Here is an 18,600-nt window from a genome sequence, read left to right as displayed (position 1 = left end):
ACCGGGGTCCCGGAGGGCATGACGAAGGCCCGGTCGGCGTCGGCGGACCGGGTTTGACGGCTGCGCTCGACCAACCCGCATCACTGGGGCGTCAGTTACCACTACGCGCTGCCCGTCACCGCCTCGCTCGCCAAGGACGACCTCATCGCCCAGGGCAGTGCCCGACTGGCCGACTGGTCGGCGCTGCTGGTCGAGATGCGCGCCGCCGCGCACGACCCGGTCCGGATCGAGTTCCTGCTCCCCGAACCGCTGCTCGGCCACAGCGCCGAACTGTGGTCCCCGAGCCGCTACGGGCAGCGGCTCGGCCACCACCACCCGGTGGTGGTCCGCTCCCTGGAGCGCTACGCCGACCCCTGGGTGCCGACCACCGCCTGGCGCGAACGGTGGCAGCACCTGTTCGCCGAGAGCATGGACCGCGACGCCGTCGACCGGATCGGCTGGCCGCCGCTCGTCCCCGAACACGCCGCCCCTGGTCGAGTACCTCCCCCGCGCCCGGTAATTGGGCCTGCGTGTGATCGTCGCCCGCCACACGGCGGGCGCCGGAAGTGCCCGCCCCGCCGGTTCCTTCCTGCGGGCCCTGCGCGACCTGGGCCCCCACGGCGTGATGCTCTCCGGCAACGCCGACGAGGGCCACCTGCTGGGTACCGTCGCGCCCCAGCCCCTCCCGCCGGGCCGAGGCATGTACGTCATCCCGAACTGGCTCCACGGAACGCTGAACCAGATCGGCTGGCTGCCGACCGCATGACAGCCCCGAAAGGGGTTTCCGTCATTTGTCGGCGCCGCCACAATGGGGCGGTCGGGCACGAGAGTTGGGGGACCGCGTGGAGTGGCTGCTGGGGATCGGGGGAGCGCTGCTGCTCGGGGTGGTGACCAACCTGGTGTACGACTTCGCGAAGTTCGGCGGGTCCCGGGTCCCGTTGGCGCGGGTGCGGCGGCGCAGTCTGACGGCGGGGGCTCGGGCGCATGACGTAGCGGCGGACGGGCTGGTGCCGCTGATCACCTGGTCGGCGGCGCGGCCGTTGACGCCGGGGACACTGGTGACCGGGTACGAGGGGCGGCTGCAGCGCCCACATGCGCTGGATCGCACGGGCTGGGCCGACGAGGTGGCGCGGCAGCGAGCGGCTGGCGCGGCGGGGCGTACGGCGTACATCGCGCGGCTGACGGTCGACCACGGCGAGCACAGTGCGGCCCGGGTGTGCGAGGTGGGCATCGCCGAGAGCGACTACGCGGAGTGCATGGCCACCACCCGGCTGGGGCGGGAGGACCCGGAGGCCGGTCGGCTGCTGCGGGAGGCGCTGGGGCAGGGCCTCACCGCGTTCGTCGCCGTCGCGCCGCCGACCATGGTGAGTGCCTGCGTGGCCGTGCGGGACCGGGCCGGGAAGCTGCTGCTGCTCCGGCGTTCACTGGCCGTCAACACCTTTCCGACGCAGTGGACGATCGGGATCAACGAGACGATGAAGTACCGGGACGAGCCGGGGGCGGCCGAGGACTTCTACGCGCTGGTGTACCGGGCGTTGGAGGAGGAGTTGGGCCTGCTGCCGGAGGACGTCGGGTCGCCGGTGATCGGCTGGTTGGGCTGGAGCGAGCCGGCCTCCTGCTACACGCTGGTCGCCACCGTCCGGGCGCGGCTCGACGCCGCCGAGATCGACCGGCGGCGCGAGGCCTGCCACAGCACCTTCGAGCACGACATGGCGGTGTGGCTGCCGTTCACCCGCCGGGCGGTGTCGGCGCTGGTCGAGGGCGGGGTGTGTCCGGACGGCTCGCGGCGCTGGTCGTACCTGGCACCGCTGGTGGCGCGGGAGGCCTGGCGGGCGGCGCAGCAGGAGCGTGCGTAGCGGGGGTGCGGGGTGCGGGGTGCGGGGTGCGGGGTGCGTGAGGGGTGTAGGGGCGTGAGGGGCCTCAGCGGTCAGGGGCGGACGGCGAAGACCCAGCGGTTGGCCGCCAGGGTGTCGTCCGGTTCGGGGAGCGGGCCGCGGCCGTAGTGGCGGGTGAACTCGAACGGGGTGTGGGCGGTGGTGGACCAGCCGCGGGCGGTGAGGTCGGCGGGGGTGTCGGGGCGGGGCTCGGCGTCGGAGAGGGCGAGCAAGTCGACGCCGGTGCGTTCGCGGACGGCGGTGTGGACGGGGTTGTCGCGTACCGCTGCCGACTCCCCGCCGATCTCGGCCTCGTAGGCCAAGGTGCTGCCGGAGCAACTGAGTCGGTCGACGACGGCGAAGAGGTCGCGTTCGACCGCGCTGGGCAGCCGGGGGAGCAGACCCTCGGCGAGCCAGGCGGTCGGTTGGTCCGGCTGGAACCCGGTGGCGGTGAGGGCGGCGGCCCAGTCGGTGCGGAAGTCGGCTTCGACCGTCACCCGGCGCGTCGCCCGAGGCCGGGCGTCGAGGCCGTCGAGCACCCGCTGTTTGAAGGCCAGCACCCCGGGGCGGTCGACCTCGTAGAGGGCGCAGTCGGGCGGCCAGTCCAGCCGGTACGCGCGGGCGTCCAGGCCGGCCCCGAGCAGGACCACCTGGCGAGCGCCGAGTTGGACGGCGCGCAGCAGTTGGTCGTCCAACGCCCGGGTCCGCAGGGCGAAGTAGCGGCCGAGCCGACCCCAGAGCGGATCGGCGTCGCCCTCCGGGACGTCCCGGGGGTGGACGGGCCACCGCGCGGAGGCGGGGGCGGCACGGACGAAGTGCTCGGCGTACGCGTCCCGGGCGAGGGCGTCGGGGCGGTGGGTCTCGATCGCGCGGGCGGCGGCGACCAGGAGGGCGGTGAGTGCTACGCCCTCGTTCGCACTGGTGATCTCGTCTACGCCAACACCCATGGGCTGCTCCTCAGGTCTCGGGATGCCGTGTCCAGACGGCGAGTCGGTCGTGCGTGGTGACGCGGGCGCCGTAGACCCGACGCATGAAGTCCAGGATCGCCTCGTCCGGCAGGTGCAGCGCCGCCGTGCAGTCCGTGAGGAGCGTGACGTGGAAGCCCTTCTGGAAGGCGGTCCGGGCGGTGCTGTCCACACAGACGTCCGCGAACACTCCGGCCAGTACGAGGTGTTGGACCCCGCCGCTAACGAGGTGCGCCTCGAAGCCCTCGCTCAGGAAGGCGTCGAAGCAGGCCGGCTTGGTGAACACCGCCTCCTCCCGCGCCGGGGTCACGGCGTGGAACTCGGCGCCCCAGCTGCCGTCCAGACATTTGGGCCGCTTGCCGAGCACGGCGTCGCGGTGGCGCCAACTCGCACCCTGGTGGACCGGATCGCCGATGAAGCGGACGAAGACCACCTCGGTGCCGTGCGCCCGGGCCGCCTCGACGGCCCGGGCGGTGTTGGCGGCGACGGTGGCGAGCCGGGTCGGGTCGCCGGGGTAGCGGGCGGCGGCCACCGGGCCGGCGCAGAAGTCGTTCTGCAGGTCGACGACGACCAGTGCGGTACGGCCGGTCGGGGCGCCCGTGGGGGCACTCATGCGTCCGGGCCCGGCAGCGCGCAGACCGGGGCGCGATCCGAGAGCGCGTCGCGGGCGGCGTCCACGGCGGCGATCCGGTGCGGGACGCGTTCGAAGACGGTCGCGGGCTCCGCGTCCGCTCCCCGGCCGACCGCGCGTGCGACGACGGGTGTCACATGGCCTCCTCGACCCAGCTCGGCTCGGGTGGGGTCGGACCGGGCGTTCCGTACCCGATCGGTCTCCCAACTATTGACCATGGTGGAGCGACGGGCGAGGCATGATCGCGGGGTTCACCTGATGGAGTGAAGTCGGTTCAGCGATACGGACGTTGGACGGGCGGGTCAGCGTGTCGCGAGCTGCCAGTCGGCCGGACCGGACGGCGGGAGGTGCTGCGGCAGGCCGGGCGTCCAGCGCTTCGTCCCGTCCGGCAGCACGGCCAGCGCCTCGATGCCCGGCCGTCGGGTGGCCCAGGCCAGCGCGCGTTCGGGGCCCATGGCGAAGGCGGCGGTGGCCCAGGCGTCGGTGCGGGCGATGCCGGTGCCCGGGGCGCCGACCAGGGTGAGCGAGGCGAGTCCGTCCGCGGGGCGGCCGGTGTGCGGGTCGAGGATGTGGGAGCCGCGCTCGGCGGTGCCGGAGGTGGCCACCGCGAGGTCGCGGCCGCTCAGTACGGCGACGAGCCGGCCCGGGGCCGTGGAGTCCTGGCGCGGGTCGGCGATGCCGATCCGCCACGGACCGCCGCAGGTCTGCACGTCCCCGCCGCCGCTGACGCAGTACTGCCGGGCGCCGGACGCGTGCAGCAGCGCGGCCGCCTCCTCGACCGCCCAGCCTTTGACCCAGCCGCTGGGGTCGAGCCGTCCGCCGGGCCGCTCGGTGAAGTAGCCGTCGGTCTCGGCCGCCACCTCGCGGCAGGCGGCGAGCACCGTGCGGACCTCCGGATCGCAGTCCGCGAGGGCCAGTTCACCGCGCCCGAGCCGGCTGATCCGGCTCTCCGGCCGGTACGTCGAGAACACCGCGTCGATCCGGTGCAGCCGCTCGACGATCCGCCGCAGCGCCCCGGGCGTGTCCGGGCCCGGATCGCGGACGGCGATCGAGAACACGGTGCCCATCACGGGCTCGGCGTGGCGCAGCACCGGGCCTCAGCTCTTCGCCCGGTCGAGCGCGCTCTGCAGCGATCGGACGTAGCCGTCGCTGGTGTAGGTCGCGCCGCTGACCACGTCGATCTGGGCGCTCTGCGCGGAGATCGCCTCCTGGTTGAGCACGGGCAGGGCGCTGGTGTTGATCTCGCGGTCCCGGCGTTCCTCGGTGGGGTACTTGACCACGTCGACGGCGGTGATCCGGCTGCCGGCGAGCGTGACCTGCACCTGTACCGGGCCGTACCGGGTGTTCACGGTGTCGCCGCTGATCTTCCGGGTGGTGCCGCCGGAGGAGGCCGGCGCGGGCGCGGCCGAGGGAGCCGAGGAAGCACCGGTGGAACCGGGCCCGGAGTCGGAGGCGGAGCCGGAGTCGGATCCGGAGGAACCCGCCCCCGAGCTGATCACCGGCGCGGGACCGGCCGCCTGGTGCGGTTTGAGTGAGAGCAGCAGCACCACCCCGGCTGCGGTGGCGGCACCGGTGACGACGGCTCGGCGCATGAGCGGAACAACTCCTCAGGTACGTAAGCGGATTCAGAAGACGAAGGACTCGCGGTGGATACGCCCCGGCCGTACCCCCGCCGCCCGCAGCGCGCGTTCGGCCTCCTCGGCCAGCGCCTCCGGCCCGCACAGGTACACCTCGTGCTCGGCCAGGTCCGGGACGAGCCGGCCGAGCGCCGCCCCGAGGTCCCCGACCTGCTCCCGCGGGCCGAGCAGCTCGTGCACCGCCGCGCCGCGCTGCCGGGCGACCTCGGCCAGCTCGGCCCGGAACAGCACGTCCTCCGCGCGCCGGGCCCGCTGGACCAGCGTGACCTGGCCCGGCAGCGTCTCGAACAGCGCCCGCAGCGGCGTGATCCCGACGCCGGCCCCGAGCAGCAGCACCTGGCGGCGGCGCTGCTGGCGCCCGGTGAACGCTCCGTACGGACCCTCCGCCCGCACCCGGGTGCCCGGGCGCAGCCCGGCGACGGCCGCGCTGTGCCCGCCGAGGTCCTTGACCGTGAACCGCAGGAACTCCGGGTGCGGCGGCGCGGACAGCGAGTACGGGTTGGCGGCCCAGCGCAGCCCGGGCGCCTGGAACTGGAGCCGGAAGAACTGGCCCGGCTCGGCCCGGAGTTCGTCCAGCCGCCGGCCGGAGAGGAACAGCGAGACCACGCCGGGGCCCTCCGGTCGTACCTCGGCGACCCGCAGCCCGTGCCGCCGGTCGAGCAGCCAGGGCCACAGCAGGCGGAACCACCCGACCAGCGCCGCCGTCCCGAAGTAGAGCGCGTACCAGGCGGCCTGGCCGGGCCCGCCGCCCAGGTCGGCGCCGGTGGTCAGCTGGTGCGCGAAGGCCAGCGCCACCGCGAGGTAGGTCGCCAGGTGCAGGTAGTACCAGGTCTCGTAGGAGAGGCGGCGGCGCGCGGCCCGGGCGGAGACGGCGCCGGTGCCCAGCATCAGCAGGGTGCCGAAGCTCGCCTTGAGCATGTCGGGGTAGTGGAAGACGATCTCCACGCCCTCGTCGACCAGCCCGCGTCCGTCGGTGAGCGCGTAGCCCCAGATGACGGTCAGCAGGTGCACCGTGACCAGGGACACCAGCCACCGGCCGCCGAAGGCGTGCCAGCGGGCCAGCCGGTCGGCGCCGACCCCGCGCTCCACCGGCGGCAGCCGGGCCATCAGCAGCAGCAGCACCGGCGCCGCGTATCCGGCGAGCAGTCCGGTGATCCGCCCGGCGCCGGTCAGCCAGCCGGCCGTGCCGACCACCTCCGGCGTGTTCACCCACCACAGCCCGAGCACGCCGAGCGTCCCGGTGGCGATCAGGCCGAGCGCCGCGCGCGGCGGCAGGGCGAGCGGCGGGTGCGGCGCCGCCCGGTGGCGCGGGCCGGCGGCGCCCGGCCGGGACTTCGGCACGGTGGCAGTGGTCATCGGGGATCCTCCTCAGCTCCCGGCGGTGGCGCGGCCCCGCCGAGGCGGTCCACGATCGCACCGCAAGCTCTGAGTCACCTCTGAACCGGAGCCGCCGCGACACCCGTCGGTGACATCATCGGCGCAGGTCAGAGTCGATACGGATGCTTACGAACCGATCTCGGTGATCTCACGGGTTTCTCATCGCGGCAGGCCAGGATGAACGGTGCCCACCGCAGACCCGAGGAGCCTCATGGACGACACCGCCACCGATCGCCCGGACTGGCGCGTCCTGGTCGTCGACGACGAACCGGACGTGGTCGAGGTGGTCTGCGGCGCCGTCCGCTACGAGGGCTGGCAGGCCCGCGGCGCGACCACCGGTCTGGAGGCCGTGGCGGCGGCGGACCGATGGCGTCCGCACGCCGTGGTGCTCGACATGATGCTGCCCGACCTGGACGGCCTGGAGGTGCTGCGCCGCGTCCACGCCGGGCAGCCCGAGGTGCGGGTGCTGTTCCTCACCGCCCGGGACGCCGTCGAGGAGCGGATCGCGGGCATCGCGGCGGGCGGTGACGACTACGTGACCAAGCCGTTCAGCCTGGCCGAGGTGGTGGTGCGGCTGCGCGGGCTGCTGCGCCGCGCCGCCCCGCCCACCGGGCCGCGCCCGGTGCCCGCGCACGCGCTGGTGCTCGGCGACCTGGTGCTGGACGAGCGGGCCCGCGAGGTGACCCGGGGCGGCGAGACGGTCGAGCTCAGCCCGACGGAGTACGCGCTGCTCGCCCACCTGATGCGCCACCCCCGGCAGGTGCTCAGCAAGGCGCAGATCCTGGACGCGGTGTGGTCGTACGACTTCGGCGGGCAGGCGCACATCGTGGAGCTGTACATCAGCTATCTGCGCAAGAAGGTGGACGCGGGCCGCAGCCCGATGATCCACACCGTGCGCGGCGCCGGCTACCTGATCAAGGCCGCGCCGTGAACCTGGCCCGGAAGCTCCTGCCCCGCACCCTGCGCGCCCGACTGATCGCCGGCCTGCTGGTGCTGCTGGTGGTCACCTGCGCCGCCGTCGGCCTGGCCACCGCGGCCGCCCTGCGCCATTTCCTGGTCGACCGCCTGGACCAGCAGCTCACCGAGGCCGGCGGCCGCTACGCCGCCAGCCTGGAGCACACCGGCACGGGCGCGGGCCCCGACACCCGGGCGCAGACCCCCGGCACCCTGGGCGTGCGGCTGCTGGACGGCCGGGTCACCGCCGCCGGTGTGGTCGACGGGGACGCCGACGACGCCGACAACCCCGACGACGAGGACGACCGGGTCGCCTTCTCGCCCGCCCAGCAGCACGCCCTGGCCGCCCTGCCGGTCGGCGGCCCGGCGGGCACCCTCGACCTCGGCGGGACGCTGGGCCGCTACCGGGTCCGCGCGGTGGCAGGTCGGGACGGCGACGTGCTGGTCAGCGGGCTGCCGCTGCGCCCGGCCGAGGACACCGTGGAGCGGCTGGAGACCCTGGAGCTGACCGTCTTCGCGATCGCCGTCGCCGTGGCCGGCGCCGCCGGGGCGGTGTGGGTCGGCTGGTCGCTGCGCCCGCTGCGGCGGGTGGTGGGCATGGCCGAGCGGGTGAGCGCCCTGCCGCTGGCCAGCGGCGAGGTGATGCTGGCCGAGCGGGTGCCGGACGACGACCCGCGCACCGAGGTCGGCCGGGTCGGGGCGGCGCTCAACCGGATGCTCGGGCACGTCGGCGACGCCCTCGCCCGGCGGCACGCGGTGGAGGAGCGGCTGCGCGCCTTCGCCGCCGACGCCAGTCACGAGCTGCGCACCCCGGTGGCGACCGTACGCGGCCACGCCGAGCTGGCGCTGCGCCACCCCGGGGACGTGCCCGCGCCGGTGCGGCACTCGCTGGAGCGGATCGACGCCGAGGCGCTGCGGATGGGCGCGATCGTCGAGGACCTGCTGCTGCTCGCCCGCCTGGACGCCGGGCGGCCGCTGGCCGAGGCGGAGGTGGACCTCACCCGGGTCGCGCTCAACGCCGTCGCCGACGCCCGGGCGGCCGGTCCCGGGCACCGCTGGCGCCTCGCCCTGCCCGAGGAGCCGGTGCTGGTGTCCGGGGACGAGCACCGGCTGAGCCAGGTGGTGGCGAACCTGCTGGCCAACGCCCGTACCCACACCCCGCCCGGAACCGGGGTCGAGCTGAGCCTCGAACCGGCTGACGGTCACGTCGAGTTGACCGTCGCCGACGAGGGCCCGGGGATCGCCCCGGAGCTGCTGGACCGGGTCTTCGAACGCTTCGTCCGGGGCGACCGTGCCCGCTCGCGCGCCACCGGCTCGACCGGGCTCGGCCTGGCCATCGTCCACGCCGTCGTCCAGGCGCACGGCGGCACGGTGACGGTGGCGAGCCGGCCCGGCCGTACGTCGTTCACCGTCCGGCTGCCGGCGGTGTGACCGGCGCGACCGTACGGAAGCGCTGGCGGTAGTCCGTCGGCGTGGTGTCCAGCCGGCGGCGGAAGGCGCGTACCAGGGTGTCCGTGGTACCGAACCCGCAGGCGGTGGCGACGCGTTCGAGGGTGTCGTCGGTGGACTCCAGCCGGTGGCGGGCGAGTTCGACCCGGGCCGACTCGATGTAGGCGCTCGGGGTGGTGCCCAGCTCGGTCTTGAAGATCCGGATCAACTGCCGTTCGCTGACGTGTGCGTGGGCGGCGAGGTCCGGCACGGTGAGCCGCCCGGAGAGGTGGCGCCGGATGTGGTGGCGCAGTTCCTCGATCCGCCGGGTGGCGGAGACCGGCTCCAGCGGGACGCTGAACTGGCTCTGGCCGCTGGGGCGTTTGAGGTACATCACGAGCTGCCGGGCGACCCGCAGGGCGAGTTCCTCGCCGAAGTCCTCGGCGACCAGGGCGAGTGAGAGGTCCAGGCAGGCGCTGATGCCCGCGCCGGTCCACACCCCGCCGTCACGGATGAAGATGGGGTCGGCGTCGACCTCGATCCGCGGGTACTCGGCGGCGAGTTGGCCCGCGGTCGACCAGTGGGTGGTCGCCCGTCTGCCGTCCAGCAGCCCGGCGGCGGCCAGCAGGTGCGCGCCGACGCAGACGGACGCGACCCGGCGCGCCCGGGGGGCCAGCCGGCGGATGTGCTCGACCACCGCCGGGTCGGTGAGCGCCCGGACCCGGCGTTCGGCGTCGACCTCGACCGATCCGGGCACCAGCAGGGTGTCGATGCCGCCCTCGGCGGCCTGGTCGAAGGTGAGGTCGGGCAGGATGCGCACCCCGGCGGCGGTGGTGACCGGCTCCAGGCCCTCGGCGGCCAGCACCACCCGGTAGCCGGTCGCGTCCCCGGTCTCCCGCCGGACCAGCGAGAACACCTCCGGCGGCCCGGTGACGTCCAGCAGGTCGACGCCCTCGAACAGGACGATGACGATCAGCCGCTGCGCTGTGTTCAAAGCCGGCCCCCTCGATGTCGGAATCTGCATGTTAGGCGACATTGCCGCCATGTGGAGTCCGCCCGTAGCGTTCCAGAGGCAGGCCGCACCCGGCGTGACCTGCCCCGATCCCGAACCCGACGAAGGCGGTACAGCCATGCCCACGACCACCCTGCGCACCCTCACCGGCCTCGTCGAGAAGCCCGCCGGGCTCGGCGCCGCCACCCTGATCCTGGTCGACTACCAGAACACCTACACCCGCGGCGTGATGGAGCTGACCGGCTGGCAGCAGGCCCTCGACGCGGCCGCCGACCTCCTCGCGCGCGCCCGGGCGGCCGGCGCCACCGTGGCCGAGCTGGCCTGACCCGAGCCGGGGAGCGGGGCCGGGCGCACCCCCCCCCCCCCCCCCCCCCCCCCCCCCCCCCCCCCCCCTCCCTCCCCCCCCCCCCCACTCCACTGTCATACGACATGATGCCGTCCCGGCCGGGGCGGCGGGAAGGACCTGATGCCCCATGAGCCGGGAGACCGACGAGGGCCTGGAGCGCGCCGAGCGCACCCGCCCCATCCCGGTCCACCTGAACACCCGGGTCAAGTTCCTGTGGGAGAAGGTCGCCAAGAACGACACTAAACGCCTCGCCCAGGCCGCCGGAGTCTCGGTGCGCACCGCCCAGCGCTGGGCCCGCGCCCTGACCGCGCTCGCCGAGGGCGAGCTGACCGGCGACATCCCCATGACGAAGGCCCACGCGGCGAAGGTGGAGCGGGCGGTACGGGCGGCCTGGCAGCCGCGGGTGAAGAAGCGGGTGCGCCGCGACGCCGAGCAGCGCGGCTTCATGCTCCACATCCAGGCGACCTTCGGCTACAGCGCGGCCGGCGGCTCCACCGACGACCCCCGCCCCCGGATGATCACCCAGAAGACGCCCGGCTCGGTCGCCCGGCGGCTGTACGAGGCCCGCGACGCCGGAGCCACCCAGGCCCAGCAGGAGCGGATCCTCGCCGAGGGCCTGCGCGAGCACTACTTCAAGGACAACGGCCACCGCGCCCGCGGCCTCGACGTCGAGCTGAACGCCATCGCGTGGATGGACGTCGAGCTGTAGGACCTGGTGCTGGCATCGGGTGTGCACAGCCGCGCACGGCGCTCGTTCTCTGAGGAGGTCGGCAGGTGCGGCGTTCCCGATCCTGGGCGGTCAGGCCGTGTATGCGCCTGCCATCGGCGGGCGCGGCGCGGTGCTGCATCTGGCTGTCGTGATCGGCTGCGGCACGGTGGCGGCCGACAGGTGGGACGGGGCGGTTGTCGGACGGCCGAGCTGAGCCCGACCACGACCGCCGCCGGCCGCCCTACCCCTGGCCACCCGAGCGAGCGCCGACCTGCTGATCGAGGCGTACGACAGCGCCCTCACCACCGACCTCGGTGGCCTCGCGCCAGCCGTTTCGCGAATCGCGCAGCAGGGCGACCGCTCCGGGGATCGCTATCGAGGCCGGCCATCGCTCGATCCGTCCGTCGAGGGGCCGTCACAGAGTCGGCCCCTCGACGGAGTCGATCAGAGAATCGGCTCGCAGCCGATTGCCTTGCCCCCGGCGGCGAGGAACTGTCGTACGAGGTCCTTTTGGTCGGGGAACAGAAAGGGCTTTTCGAGGCCGTTCGCGTAGCCGCCGTTGACGGTGAAGAAGACGTCCTTGCCCTGGCAGGTGGCGACGAGTGTCCCACCCGCGACCCAGCGGGCCCGTCCGACATCGGACGACTCCTTGCCGTCCTTCTGAGTCAGGGCGGTGGTCCGCGGCTCGGTCGTGATCGCGAAGACCTGTGCCCGGCTGTCGTACCTCGGGTTACCGCCGATCGTGCAGGACCAGATCGGGCCGAACGCGGTGGTGACCTGTTGCGGCATGCGCCACTGGGCCTCAGGGTTTTTCGCGGGCGCGAACCCGGGCAGGCCGCAGAGGTTGGCCCAGTCCGGGTCCGTCTCGGCCCCCTTCGCCGACAGGCTCCTCGGTGGCGACAGCTTCCGGCCTCCGCACGAGCGCGCCTTGGCCACCCCGTTGGCGAAGGTCACGGCCAGGGCGGCCCTGGCCTCGTCATGGCCCTTCTCGCTGGTGAACACCGCGGTGCGCACGCCCTTCTGACACCCATCCGGGAGCACAGCCCACGCGACGTCAGGGGTCACCGAGCCGGCCGTCTCGCCGGAGAGCAATCGGGCATCCGATGCGGCCAATGTGCCCGGGCCGTCGCCGATGTTAAGGACGATGTCGAACTGTACGACCTTCTCGGAAGTCTCGAACAGGCCGGATCGGACCGTGGCGGAGCAGCTGTTCCCGGTGAAGTCCTTCGTCGCCGAGTAGCGTCCCTTGTCCTCGCTGATCCGCCCGGACCCCAGGAGATCGTGCACCTCGTCCGCGGTGACGGCCCCGTCGCACACGCTGTCCGGCCCGCCGAGGTTCGTCAGCCGGTACAGCGCGAACCCCACCGCCCCGACCGGTACGAGAGACAGCGCCAACAGCACCACCGCCAGCCGCACGCGCAGTCTTCGGGTGGTGAACCCGCGCCGATCGAGCGCCGCGCCGATGCGCCCGTCAGGGCTGTCGGAGTCGTCGGGACGGTCGTTGCGCATCGTTTCCACCATCCTCACGACCGCCCGAACACGGTGCGGTAGGTGCCGTCGATGGCGACGTTGTAGGTGGTGCGCGCGTCCGTCTTGAGCTGCTGCGACACGCTCCCGGTCAGGTCCGCGGCAGCGGGGTCCGTCCCGAACCGGGCCACCCTTTCGTCGATCATCTTGTTCAACTGGTTCTGTCCCGCTGAGAAGTGGGAGCTCAGATTGCCCTGAAGCTGGGAGTCTGCCAGTGCCTTGGCGTCGTTGGCGTACTGGGCGGTCCCGACATCGACCAGGCGCTGCGCGATGTCGCCGAACGGCAGGACGTTCGAGACGGTCGGAAGCAGGTTCGCGGGCGTGCCGAGCAGGTGGTAGTTCATCTTCGCGTCCCAGTCCGCCTTCGCCTTCTCGGAGTCCGTGTGATCCGAGGAAGTGTCGGCGTACACCGCGTCAAGTGCGCCGAGGGCGGAGCCGGCCTCCTGGGTGAACGAGTGGAGCTTGTGGTTCGCGCCGCCCACCGCGTCGGGCTTGAACGCCTCGGGGCCGTAGTCGCCGAGACGGAGGGCGATCTCCCGGGTCTCGGCGCCGTGGATGATCGCGAAGGAGGCGGGATCCTCAGCGGCGCCACGGATCACTCGCAACAACTGGTCGCGCTGGACGGTGAGCCCGTCCGGCTGGGCAGGGCCGGCCAGCTCCTTGCCCAGGATCTCGTGCATGTCCGGCGCGTAGTCGGCGATCATGTCGGCCATCGGTCGACGGAGCGCGGCCGGTAGGCTGGCCTTGTCCCCGGGGCCGCTGCCAGCGAAGGACTTCATCGTCTCGTCCATGATCTGCGACATGACCTTGTCGTGCGGACGGACCGGCGGCTGGTTGCCGTGCGGGTCCCGACCGGTCGTGGCGGCCTCCAGGGCGTCGCCGAACGCGGCTCGGGAGGTGTCGCGCACGAGGTCGTCCACCTGGTTCTGCTCGTAGCCCTGGTTGGGCCACTTCCGCTCGTGCAGCAGGTAGTCCAGATTCTTGCTCTTCGCCGGGTCGAAGAAGTCCTTCGACGCCTCGGGGGCGTGGCTCAGCGCAGTCATCAGACCGCCCATCGGGTCGGTCTGGTTGGTGAGGGCACTCCAGTTCGGCCCCCAGAGCTCTTCGCCCTTGGTCTTGCTGTTCCGCTCGTAGTCGACCAGGTCGTTGCCGACCTTGAGGAGAAACGACTTGTCGAACGTCCCCTTCGCCCCCATCAGCGCCGTCAGCGCCGGGTAGTTGTCGTTGTACCCCGCCGCGGACGCCCCCGGGCGGCGGGCGGCGGCCAGTAGGCCGTCCTCCCAGGCTTTGCCCATGCCGCCGTCGCGGGTGGCCGTGGCGAGGACCGTCGACAGGTTGCCGTAGACGTCCTGGTAGCCCTTGGCGTTGTGGTTGCCGTGGGCGAGGTCGCCGTAGACCTTGGAGTACTCCAGCAGGGCGTCCGGGCCGGTCTTGCCGCCGTAGTTGAGGCCGTTGAGCAGTGTGGTGGAGAAGTCCTTGTTGCCCGCGTTGGCGGCCATGAGGGCCTGCAACTGCTTGAGCTGGTCATCGGAGAGGCTGCCGGCCTTGGACATCAGGTCCTTGGCCCGGTTGGCGTCAGCGATCGGGCCAGCGCCGTACGGCTTCGGGTTGAATGAGGTGGTGCTGGTGCCGATGTCGCTCTGAAGGGCGGCGGCGGCCGTCTGATCGGCGGCGGTGGCCCGGTCGACGGCCTTGCCGAGGCGGGTGGAGATCGCGTCGGCCTTGGCCCGCATCTCGGTGTTGTACTTCTTGGCGGCCTCGACCCCGTCGGGGTCGTTCCGCGAGCCGGGCAGCGGGGCCCAGCAGACCTCGCCATCGGGGGTGACGGTCAGCTCCTCGGTCTTCGCGTCGTAGATCGCGGTGAGGAGGTCGTTGTGGGCCGCGCGGAACTCCTCGGCGGCGGTGGTGATGATCGCGGCGAGGGCGGTCGCGACTGCCGACGCCTGTTTGAAGTCGGTGTCCACCCCCTCCAGCGCCGAGTTCGCGTTGGCCGCCGCCACGCCCTTCCAACCGGCCCGCTGCGCCGTGCTGGTGAGGTCCTTGCGGACCCGGCCGTCCAGGGTGGTGAGGGTCTTGGCGATGCTGGACCAGGCTTCGGACGCCTCCGTGACCGCGTCCGGACGGGCTTCGTATAACTGCTTGAAGGACACCATGTGCCCGGTTCCCCCTTAGTGAACTGCCGTGCCGAACAGCTGGGCGTTCTTGTCCTCGTTGGCCGTGTACGTCCGCTGAGCGGTGTCGAGGTTGGTGGCGATCCCGTCGATCCGGTCGTGCAGGGCTGTGCACTGCTTCAGCCACCGTTCGGTGCAGCTGGTGACGGCGCTGCTGAAGGCGAAACCGCAGGTACCTGCCGACGCGGCGCTCATGTACTCACTGAGGCCCAGCGTGAGGGGCCCGCTGTTGCTGTTGGCCTGGTTGAGCTCGGTGGCGATCTGCCGGGCTATCCCGGCCGAGGCGGCGAGTTCGTGCGGGGTGTTCAGTTGGGTGGTCGCCATGCCGGGGGGAGCGGCGTACCAGGGCGCTGTGTTGTCGCTCTTGGCGGGATTGGCGTACGGCGAGGTGCTGGGCGGCGTGCCGGGTGTCGATGCCGCCGCCGGGGCGACCGGGCCGGTGGTGAAGTCGGGTTCTCCCATGGGTGTGTAGCTCTCCTTCCCTCTGCGTGGGGGCAGTTTGCCCTGCGACACGCTGACCGTGTCGTGCCCCACTGTCGGTGTACTGACGCACTCTCCGCAGCGGCGGTTGCACGTGGGGTGGGGGAGACGGGCCGGGGCGTGGAGGTCTTGTTACCGGCGGGTCGCTTCTCTGACACGGGCAGGTCCCCGGCGTCGTGCGCCTGGCAGGCGCGATCGGCTCGTCCATCGCCGGCGGGACGGTGTGGGTGCGCCAACATTCGGGCGCACCCTCACTTGAGCGCGGCCAGCCGGCTGGAAGCCGTCCGCCCTGACCTGCACTCACGCCGACCGGACAGCCCGCTCGCAGCGCGGGCAGATGTGCCCGGCGTACTGCGGCGGGTACCAGCGCGATGCCTGGCCGGGATGGCCGCTACGGGTCGACGGCCGGGAAGGAGCAGTGTGAGCCGGGAGATCGACGAGGGCCTGGAGCGGGCTGAGCGCACCAAGCCGATCCCGCTGCGCCTGAACACCCGGGTCAAGCCTGGCAGCCACGGGTGAAACAGCGGGTGCGCCGCGACGCCGAGAAGAACGGCTTCATGCTGACCCTCAGCGGCACCTTCGGCTTCAGCTCGGCGGCCCACTCCACCGACGACCCCCGCCCGCGCATCATCACCTACAAGATGCCCGGCTCGGTCGCCCAGCGGCTCTACGCTGCCCGCGACGCCGGCGCCAGCCAGGCCGACCAGGAGCAGATCCTCGCCGACGCCCTCAGCGAGCACTACTTCCGCCAGCGCGGCTCCCGCGCCGGCTCCCTCGACGCCGAGATCAACTCGGTCGAATGGATGGACATCGAGCTCTGACACCCCTCCACAGCGACCGCGTGTCGCCGAAATAGGACCGTCCCGGCTGCCAAGAGCGGCCGGGATTTCCTTTTGTGCCGCCCGGTGAGTGAATTCACCGGCGAAATCCGAAAAGAAGGCATGGGTCTACGGGGCGGTGTGCCCGCGGCGGCGGGAGCGGGCGGCCTGCTGCATCTCGGCCTCGGCCAAGTGTCGGCGGCCGGCGGCGAGCTCTTGGCGGACCTGTTCCTCAGCGGCGGTGAACACGCGGTAGTAGGTCCGGTCGTACGCCTCGATCAGCTGGTAGGTCCACATGCCCGGGACGACGTCCCGGCCCAGGATCTCCCGCTCGACCAAGCCGGCTTGCTCCTCGTGCCCGGTCTGGCGCAGCATCCGCACCGCCTCGGCGAGCATCCGGTCGGCGCCGTCGGTCAGGTGGTGCACCGCGTACAGGTGTCCGCGGGCCCGCTCGGTGTACTCCAGCGCCTTCGTCAGCATCCCCAGCGCCTCGATGGTCGCGTCGTCCACCCCGGGCGGCCGGCGGTGCGCCTCGTCCGGCTCTTCGGTCCCGACGTCATCTGTCACCGATGCCTCCCGACGTGCTCGCCCGACCCCTTCACCGTCGTCCGGCCCGGGAGTAAGCGCATACGGGAGAGGGCCGACCGGCGGGTCAGGCCGCCGGTTGCTGCGCGGTGTCCGGGCGGGCGGCCTGCTTGAGCTTCATCTCGGCCTGGTGCCGGTTTCCCACCGTGGCCCAGTGCGAGTGGGAGTACAGCTCGGCGCCGACCGCGGCGAACGCGGCCCGCTGCTCCTCGGTCGGGTCGGCGGCCCAGTCGGCTTCGGCGGCGTACCAGCGGCGCTGGAGTTCGAGCAGGTCAGCGGGGAAATCGGTGTCGGACACCGGCCCATCGTAGGTCGCACACCCGTGCGGCTGACGGCACGGCGCCCCGGGTCGGCACGGGGTGGCGATGCTGACCAGAACGCCCCACGGACCGGCCCAGGGCGGCTACCGTCGACAGCACAGGGCCCGGCCCGGCGCCGGACAGACCACACGGAGAGGGGTACGGGGATGAGCGCCCAGCCCGCCGAACACGGACATGGCGGGGGCCGCCTCGGCCTGCCGCCGATGGACACAGTGCAGGAACTGCGAGCCGCGCTGCGCGCCGGCCACGGCTACCCCGGAGACGCCGAGCGCCTGGACGCCGAGCTCGCCGCCCAGCTGCTGCGCCGGGTCCCGGTAGACCGGCTCGATCAGGTGGAAGAGGTCGGCACCGTGGTCGACCTGGTCGCGGTCGGCGAGATCGTCGCCGCCTACCGCGGCCGCGTTCATCTGGCCGCCGACCGGGACGCCGCCGACGCGATCGACGAGACCGTCGCCGGCCTGCTCGCCCGGCAGGGCGCCGAGTGAGCGACCCGCACCAGGAGCAGCCGGACGGCCCGGTGGTGGCGGTGGTCACCGACCGCGCCGCCCAGCGCGCCAAGGAGCTCTTGGCGCCGGCGAAGTGCTGGAGGCGCTGCGCGCCGAGTTCGAGCACCGGCCGCGGCTCGGCCGCCCGATCCGCACGGTCACCGAGGGCGGCCAGCGCATCGAGCTGTACTCCACCCGGATCGAGGGCGACCCCGCGTCCGGCCGACCGGCCGTCAACGTGGTGTTCGCCTACGCCCCGGCGCCGCCGTGGCCGCCGACCGTGCGGATCGCCGCCGTTGTCCCCGAGGATCCGCCCCACCCGCAGCCGTAGGCGACGGCCTTGACTGCCAGGCCGGACCGGACGGCGGCGACGTCCGCACTATCTCCGTCGGCCGGGACACGGCCGTCACGGAGATCTGGCACACCGACAAGTGCCCCACCTACACGATCGAGCGGATCCTGACGGGGGCCAGCGCCGCGAAGGTCAAGGAACAGAACGCGAGGGCCAAGGAGGCCTTTCCCGCAGCCCACCAGCAGCTCCATGAGGCCGCCGCTACCATCCCGGCCGACAACGCCGCAGCACCATTCGTCACGGCCCTCCTGGAACTCGTCCAGGCCCAGGCCGACGACGCCGGCCGCTTCGTCACCCTGCCGACCTGGACCGAGATCCTCGACCGGAACTTCCGGTCGCAGGAACCAACCTGAGCGGCCCCGCCACACGTAGCTGACCGCGACATGCCGAAGGCGCCAGCCACCACGGGTGGCTGGCGCCTTCGGCATGTCGGGTGGTGAGTCAGAGCTGCTTCATGGCCGGCGCTTCCTGCTGTCTGGCTCCGGCTCGGGGCGTCTGACCGGCGGTCCTGGTCGGGGGCCTCTACCCCGCACCCTCGACCAGCGGAACTACGGCCTCACCGCCTGATCACCAGCTTCAGCGAAGCCCACCCAATGCCTGACCATCTGGACCATAAACGCCGAGGGACTGGTCCAGATAGTTCACCAGCAACCATTCCGCAACCGGGCTGCCTTGGTCAGCCTCCAGGGGAGCCATGGCGTAGCGAGCGACCGAGCCGCCTTCGGCGCCGAGGACAGTCAGTTCTGCCGGAACGTAGGCACCCCCGCTAACGACTACCACCGGCCGACCGCCGGTGGGGTGATTTGGTGAGGTGGGGGTGGGGGGGCCGGCAAGGCCCCCCCCCCCCCCCTTGGGGCGCCACCCCTCCCCCCCCCCCCCCCCTTTCCCCGGTCTCTTCCCTTTTTTTTTTTCTTTTCCCGCTTTCCCCGGGGGGTGGCTGGGGTTTTTTT

21 protein-coding genes and 2 pseudogenes are annotated in these 18,600 nt (G+C 72.8%); 11 read left to right on the top strand and 12 right to left on the bottom strand.

The genetic code is table 11. The features are described 5' to 3' along the window. Positions 1-195: 195 nt before the first annotated feature. From ACFQ87_RS30810 to ACFQ87_RS30800, 3 genes and pseudogenes are all read left to right on the top strand, one after another. A pseudogene (locus ACFQ87_RS30810) lies at positions 196-465 on the top strand (hypothetical protein); the annotation flags it as partial. Between the two features lie 34 nt (positions 466-499). Continuing rightward, complete coding sequence (locus ACFQ87_RS30805; RefSeq protein WP_380614143.1) at positions 500-745, top strand: hypothetical protein; 246 nt, start codon at positions 500-502, stop codon at positions 743-745. Positions 746-821: 76 nt separating this feature from the next. Next, positions 822-1,835 (top strand): hypothetical protein, encoded by a 1,014-nt coding sequence (locus tag ACFQ87_RS30800; protein ID WP_380614130.1) that lies wholly within the window; start codon positions 822-824, stop codon positions 1,833-1,835. A gap of 71 nt (positions 1,836-1,906) precedes the next feature. On the opposite strand, the gene ACFQ87_RS30795 is transcribed toward ACFQ87_RS30800, so the two are convergent. The 6 genes from ACFQ87_RS30795 to ACFQ87_RS30770 all read right to left on the bottom strand — a co-directional run bounded on the left by ACFQ87_RS30795 (position 1,907) and on the right by ACFQ87_RS30770 (position 6,442). Then, the gene (locus ACFQ87_RS30795) at positions 1,907-2,800 is read right to left on the bottom strand and encodes an SAM-dependent methyltransferase (protein WP_380614129.1); all 894 of its coding nucleotides are present in this window, start codon (positions 2,798-2,800) and stop codon (positions 1,907-1,909) included. 10 nt (positions 2,801-2,810) lie between these two features. Beyond that, complete coding sequence (locus ACFQ87_RS30790) at positions 2,811-3,431, bottom strand: cysteine hydrolase family protein (protein ID WP_380614128.1); 621 nt, start codon at positions 3,429-3,431, stop codon at positions 2,811-2,813. Next, positions 3,428-3,586 carry a hypothetical protein gene (locus ACFQ87_RS30785; RefSeq protein ID WP_380614127.1) on the bottom strand — a complete coding sequence of 53 codons (159 nt, stop codon included), beginning with the start codon at positions 3,584-3,586 and terminating at the stop codon, positions 3,428-3,430. Before ACFQ87_RS30785 ends, ACFQ87_RS30790 begins: the two co-directional genes overlap by 4 nt. 165 nt (positions 3,587-3,751) lie before the next feature. Then, a complete protein-coding gene (locus ACFQ87_RS30780) occupies positions 3,752-4,516 on the bottom strand; it encodes an FAD:protein FMN transferase (protein ID WP_380614142.1) in 765 nt (254 codons plus the stop codon). A 30-nt stretch (positions 4,517-4,546) separates the two neighbouring features. Further along, entirely contained in the window at positions 4,547-5,041 is a 495-nt protein-coding gene (locus ACFQ87_RS30775) for an FMN-binding protein (protein WP_380614126.1), read from the bottom strand. A gap of 33 nt (positions 5,042-5,074) precedes the next feature. Further along, a complete protein-coding gene (locus ACFQ87_RS30770; RefSeq protein ID WP_380614125.1) occupies positions 5,075-6,442 on the bottom strand; it encodes a ferric reductase-like transmembrane domain-containing protein in 1,368 nt (455 codons plus the stop codon). Positions 6,443-6,674: 232 nt separating this feature from the next. Here ACFQ87_RS30770 and ACFQ87_RS30765 point away from each other — a divergent pair, with 232 nt between their 5' ends. Together ACFQ87_RS30765 and ACFQ87_RS30760 are read left to right on the top strand one after the other, a co-directional pair. Beyond that, the gene (locus ACFQ87_RS30765; RefSeq protein ID WP_380614124.1) at positions 6,675-7,394 is read left to right on the top strand and encodes a response regulator transcription factor; all 720 of its coding nucleotides are present in this window, start codon (positions 6,675-6,677) and stop codon (positions 7,392-7,394) included. Beyond that, the gene (locus ACFQ87_RS30760) at positions 7,391-8,848 is read left to right on the top strand and encodes a sensor histidine kinase (protein ID WP_380614123.1); all 1,458 of its coding nucleotides are present in this window, start codon (positions 7,391-7,393) and stop codon (positions 8,846-8,848) included. The genes ACFQ87_RS30765 and ACFQ87_RS30760 overlap by 4 nt, the downstream gene beginning before the upstream one ends. Here the strand turns inward: ACFQ87_RS30760 and ACFQ87_RS30755 are convergent. Continuing rightward, positions 8,823-9,839 (bottom strand): GlxA family transcriptional regulator, encoded by a 1,017-nt coding sequence (locus ACFQ87_RS30755; RefSeq protein WP_380614122.1) that lies wholly within the window; start codon positions 9,837-9,839, stop codon positions 8,823-8,825. The two genes, ACFQ87_RS30760 and ACFQ87_RS30755, sit on opposite strands and share 26 nt — an antisense overlap. A gap of 136 nt (positions 9,840-9,975) precedes the next feature. On the opposite strand from ACFQ87_RS30755, the pseudogene ACFQ87_RS30750 reads away from it, so the two are divergent. Together ACFQ87_RS30750 and tpg are read left to right on the top strand one after the other, a co-directional pair. Next, a pseudogene (locus ACFQ87_RS30750) lies at positions 9,976-10,176 on the top strand (cysteine hydrolase); the annotation flags it as partial. A gap of 154 nt (positions 10,177-10,330) precedes the next feature. Beyond that, positions 10,331-10,912, top strand: a complete 582-nt coding sequence (tpg, locus tag ACFQ87_RS30745; RefSeq protein WP_380614121.1) for a telomere-protecting terminal protein Tpg — start codon at positions 10,331-10,333, stop codon at positions 10,910-10,912. A 444-nt stretch (positions 10,913-11,356) separates the two neighbouring features. On the opposite strand, the gene ACFQ87_RS30740 is transcribed toward tpg, so the two are convergent. Genes ACFQ87_RS30740 through ACFQ87_RS30730 form a run of 3 tightly spaced genes read right to left on the bottom strand, consistent with a single transcriptional unit; the run spans position 11,357 to position 15,072 of the window. Then, the gene (locus ACFQ87_RS30740) at positions 11,357-12,421 is read right to left on the bottom strand and encodes a hypothetical protein (RefSeq protein WP_380614120.1); all 1,065 of its coding nucleotides are present in this window, start codon (positions 12,419-12,421) and stop codon (positions 11,357-11,359) included. A 14-nt stretch (positions 12,422-12,435) separates the two neighbouring features. Continuing rightward, positions 12,436-14,592, bottom strand: coding sequence for a hypothetical protein (locus ACFQ87_RS30735; protein WP_380614119.1), 2,157 nt, complete (start codon positions 14,590-14,592; stop codon positions 12,436-12,438). A gap of 15 nt (positions 14,593-14,607) precedes the next feature. Beyond that, on the bottom strand, positions 14,608-15,072 hold the full coding sequence (locus tag ACFQ87_RS30730) for a type VII secretion target (protein WP_380614118.1): 465 nt from the start codon (positions 15,070-15,072) through the stop codon (positions 14,608-14,610). 545 nt (positions 15,073-15,617) lie between these two features. Between ACFQ87_RS30730 and ACFQ87_RS30725 the strand changes: the two genes are divergently transcribed. Then, positions 15,618-15,911 carry a hypothetical protein gene (locus ACFQ87_RS30725; protein WP_380614117.1) on the top strand — a complete coding sequence of 98 codons (294 nt, stop codon included), beginning with the start codon at positions 15,618-15,620 and terminating at the stop codon, positions 15,909-15,911. Positions 15,912-16,037: 126 nt separating this feature from the next. On the opposite strand, the gene ACFQ87_RS30720 is transcribed toward ACFQ87_RS30725, so the two are convergent. Continuing rightward, complete coding sequence (locus tag ACFQ87_RS30720; protein ID WP_380614116.1) at positions 16,038-16,475, bottom strand: hypothetical protein; 438 nt, start codon at positions 16,473-16,475, stop codon at positions 16,038-16,040. Between the two features lie 85 nt (positions 16,476-16,560). Continuing rightward, on the bottom strand, positions 16,561-16,791 hold the full coding sequence (locus ACFQ87_RS30715; protein WP_380614115.1) for a hypothetical protein: 231 nt from the start codon (positions 16,789-16,791) through the stop codon (positions 16,561-16,563). Between the two features lie 168 nt (positions 16,792-16,959). On the opposite strand from ACFQ87_RS30715, the gene ACFQ87_RS30710 reads away from it, so the two are divergent. From ACFQ87_RS30710 to ACFQ87_RS30700, 3 genes are all read left to right on the top strand, one after another. Next, a complete protein-coding gene (locus tag ACFQ87_RS30710) occupies positions 16,960-17,298 on the top strand; it encodes a hypothetical protein (protein ID WP_380614114.1) in 339 nt (112 codons plus the stop codon). 94 nt (positions 17,299-17,392) lie between these two features. Continuing rightward, positions 17,393-17,629: a hypothetical protein gene (locus ACFQ87_RS30705; protein ID WP_380614113.1), complete on the top strand. Its 237-nt coding sequence runs from the start codon at positions 17,393-17,395 to the stop codon at positions 17,627-17,629. After that, the gene (locus ACFQ87_RS30700; protein ID WP_380614112.1) at positions 17,566-18,003 is read left to right on the top strand and encodes a hypothetical protein; all 438 of its coding nucleotides are present in this window, start codon (positions 17,566-17,568) and stop codon (positions 18,001-18,003) included. The genes ACFQ87_RS30705 and ACFQ87_RS30700 overlap by 64 nt, the downstream gene beginning before the upstream one ends. Positions 18,004-18,600: the final 597 nt, after the last annotated feature.

Origin of the sequence: Kitasatospora sp. NPDC056531, from assembly GCF_042794375.1 — a bacterium.
In the GTDB taxonomy this organism is placed as follows: domain Bacteria; phylum Actinomycetota; class Actinomycetes; order Streptomycetales; family Streptomycetaceae; genus Kitasatospora.
This window is presented reverse-complemented; position numbering and strand designations above follow the sequence as displayed.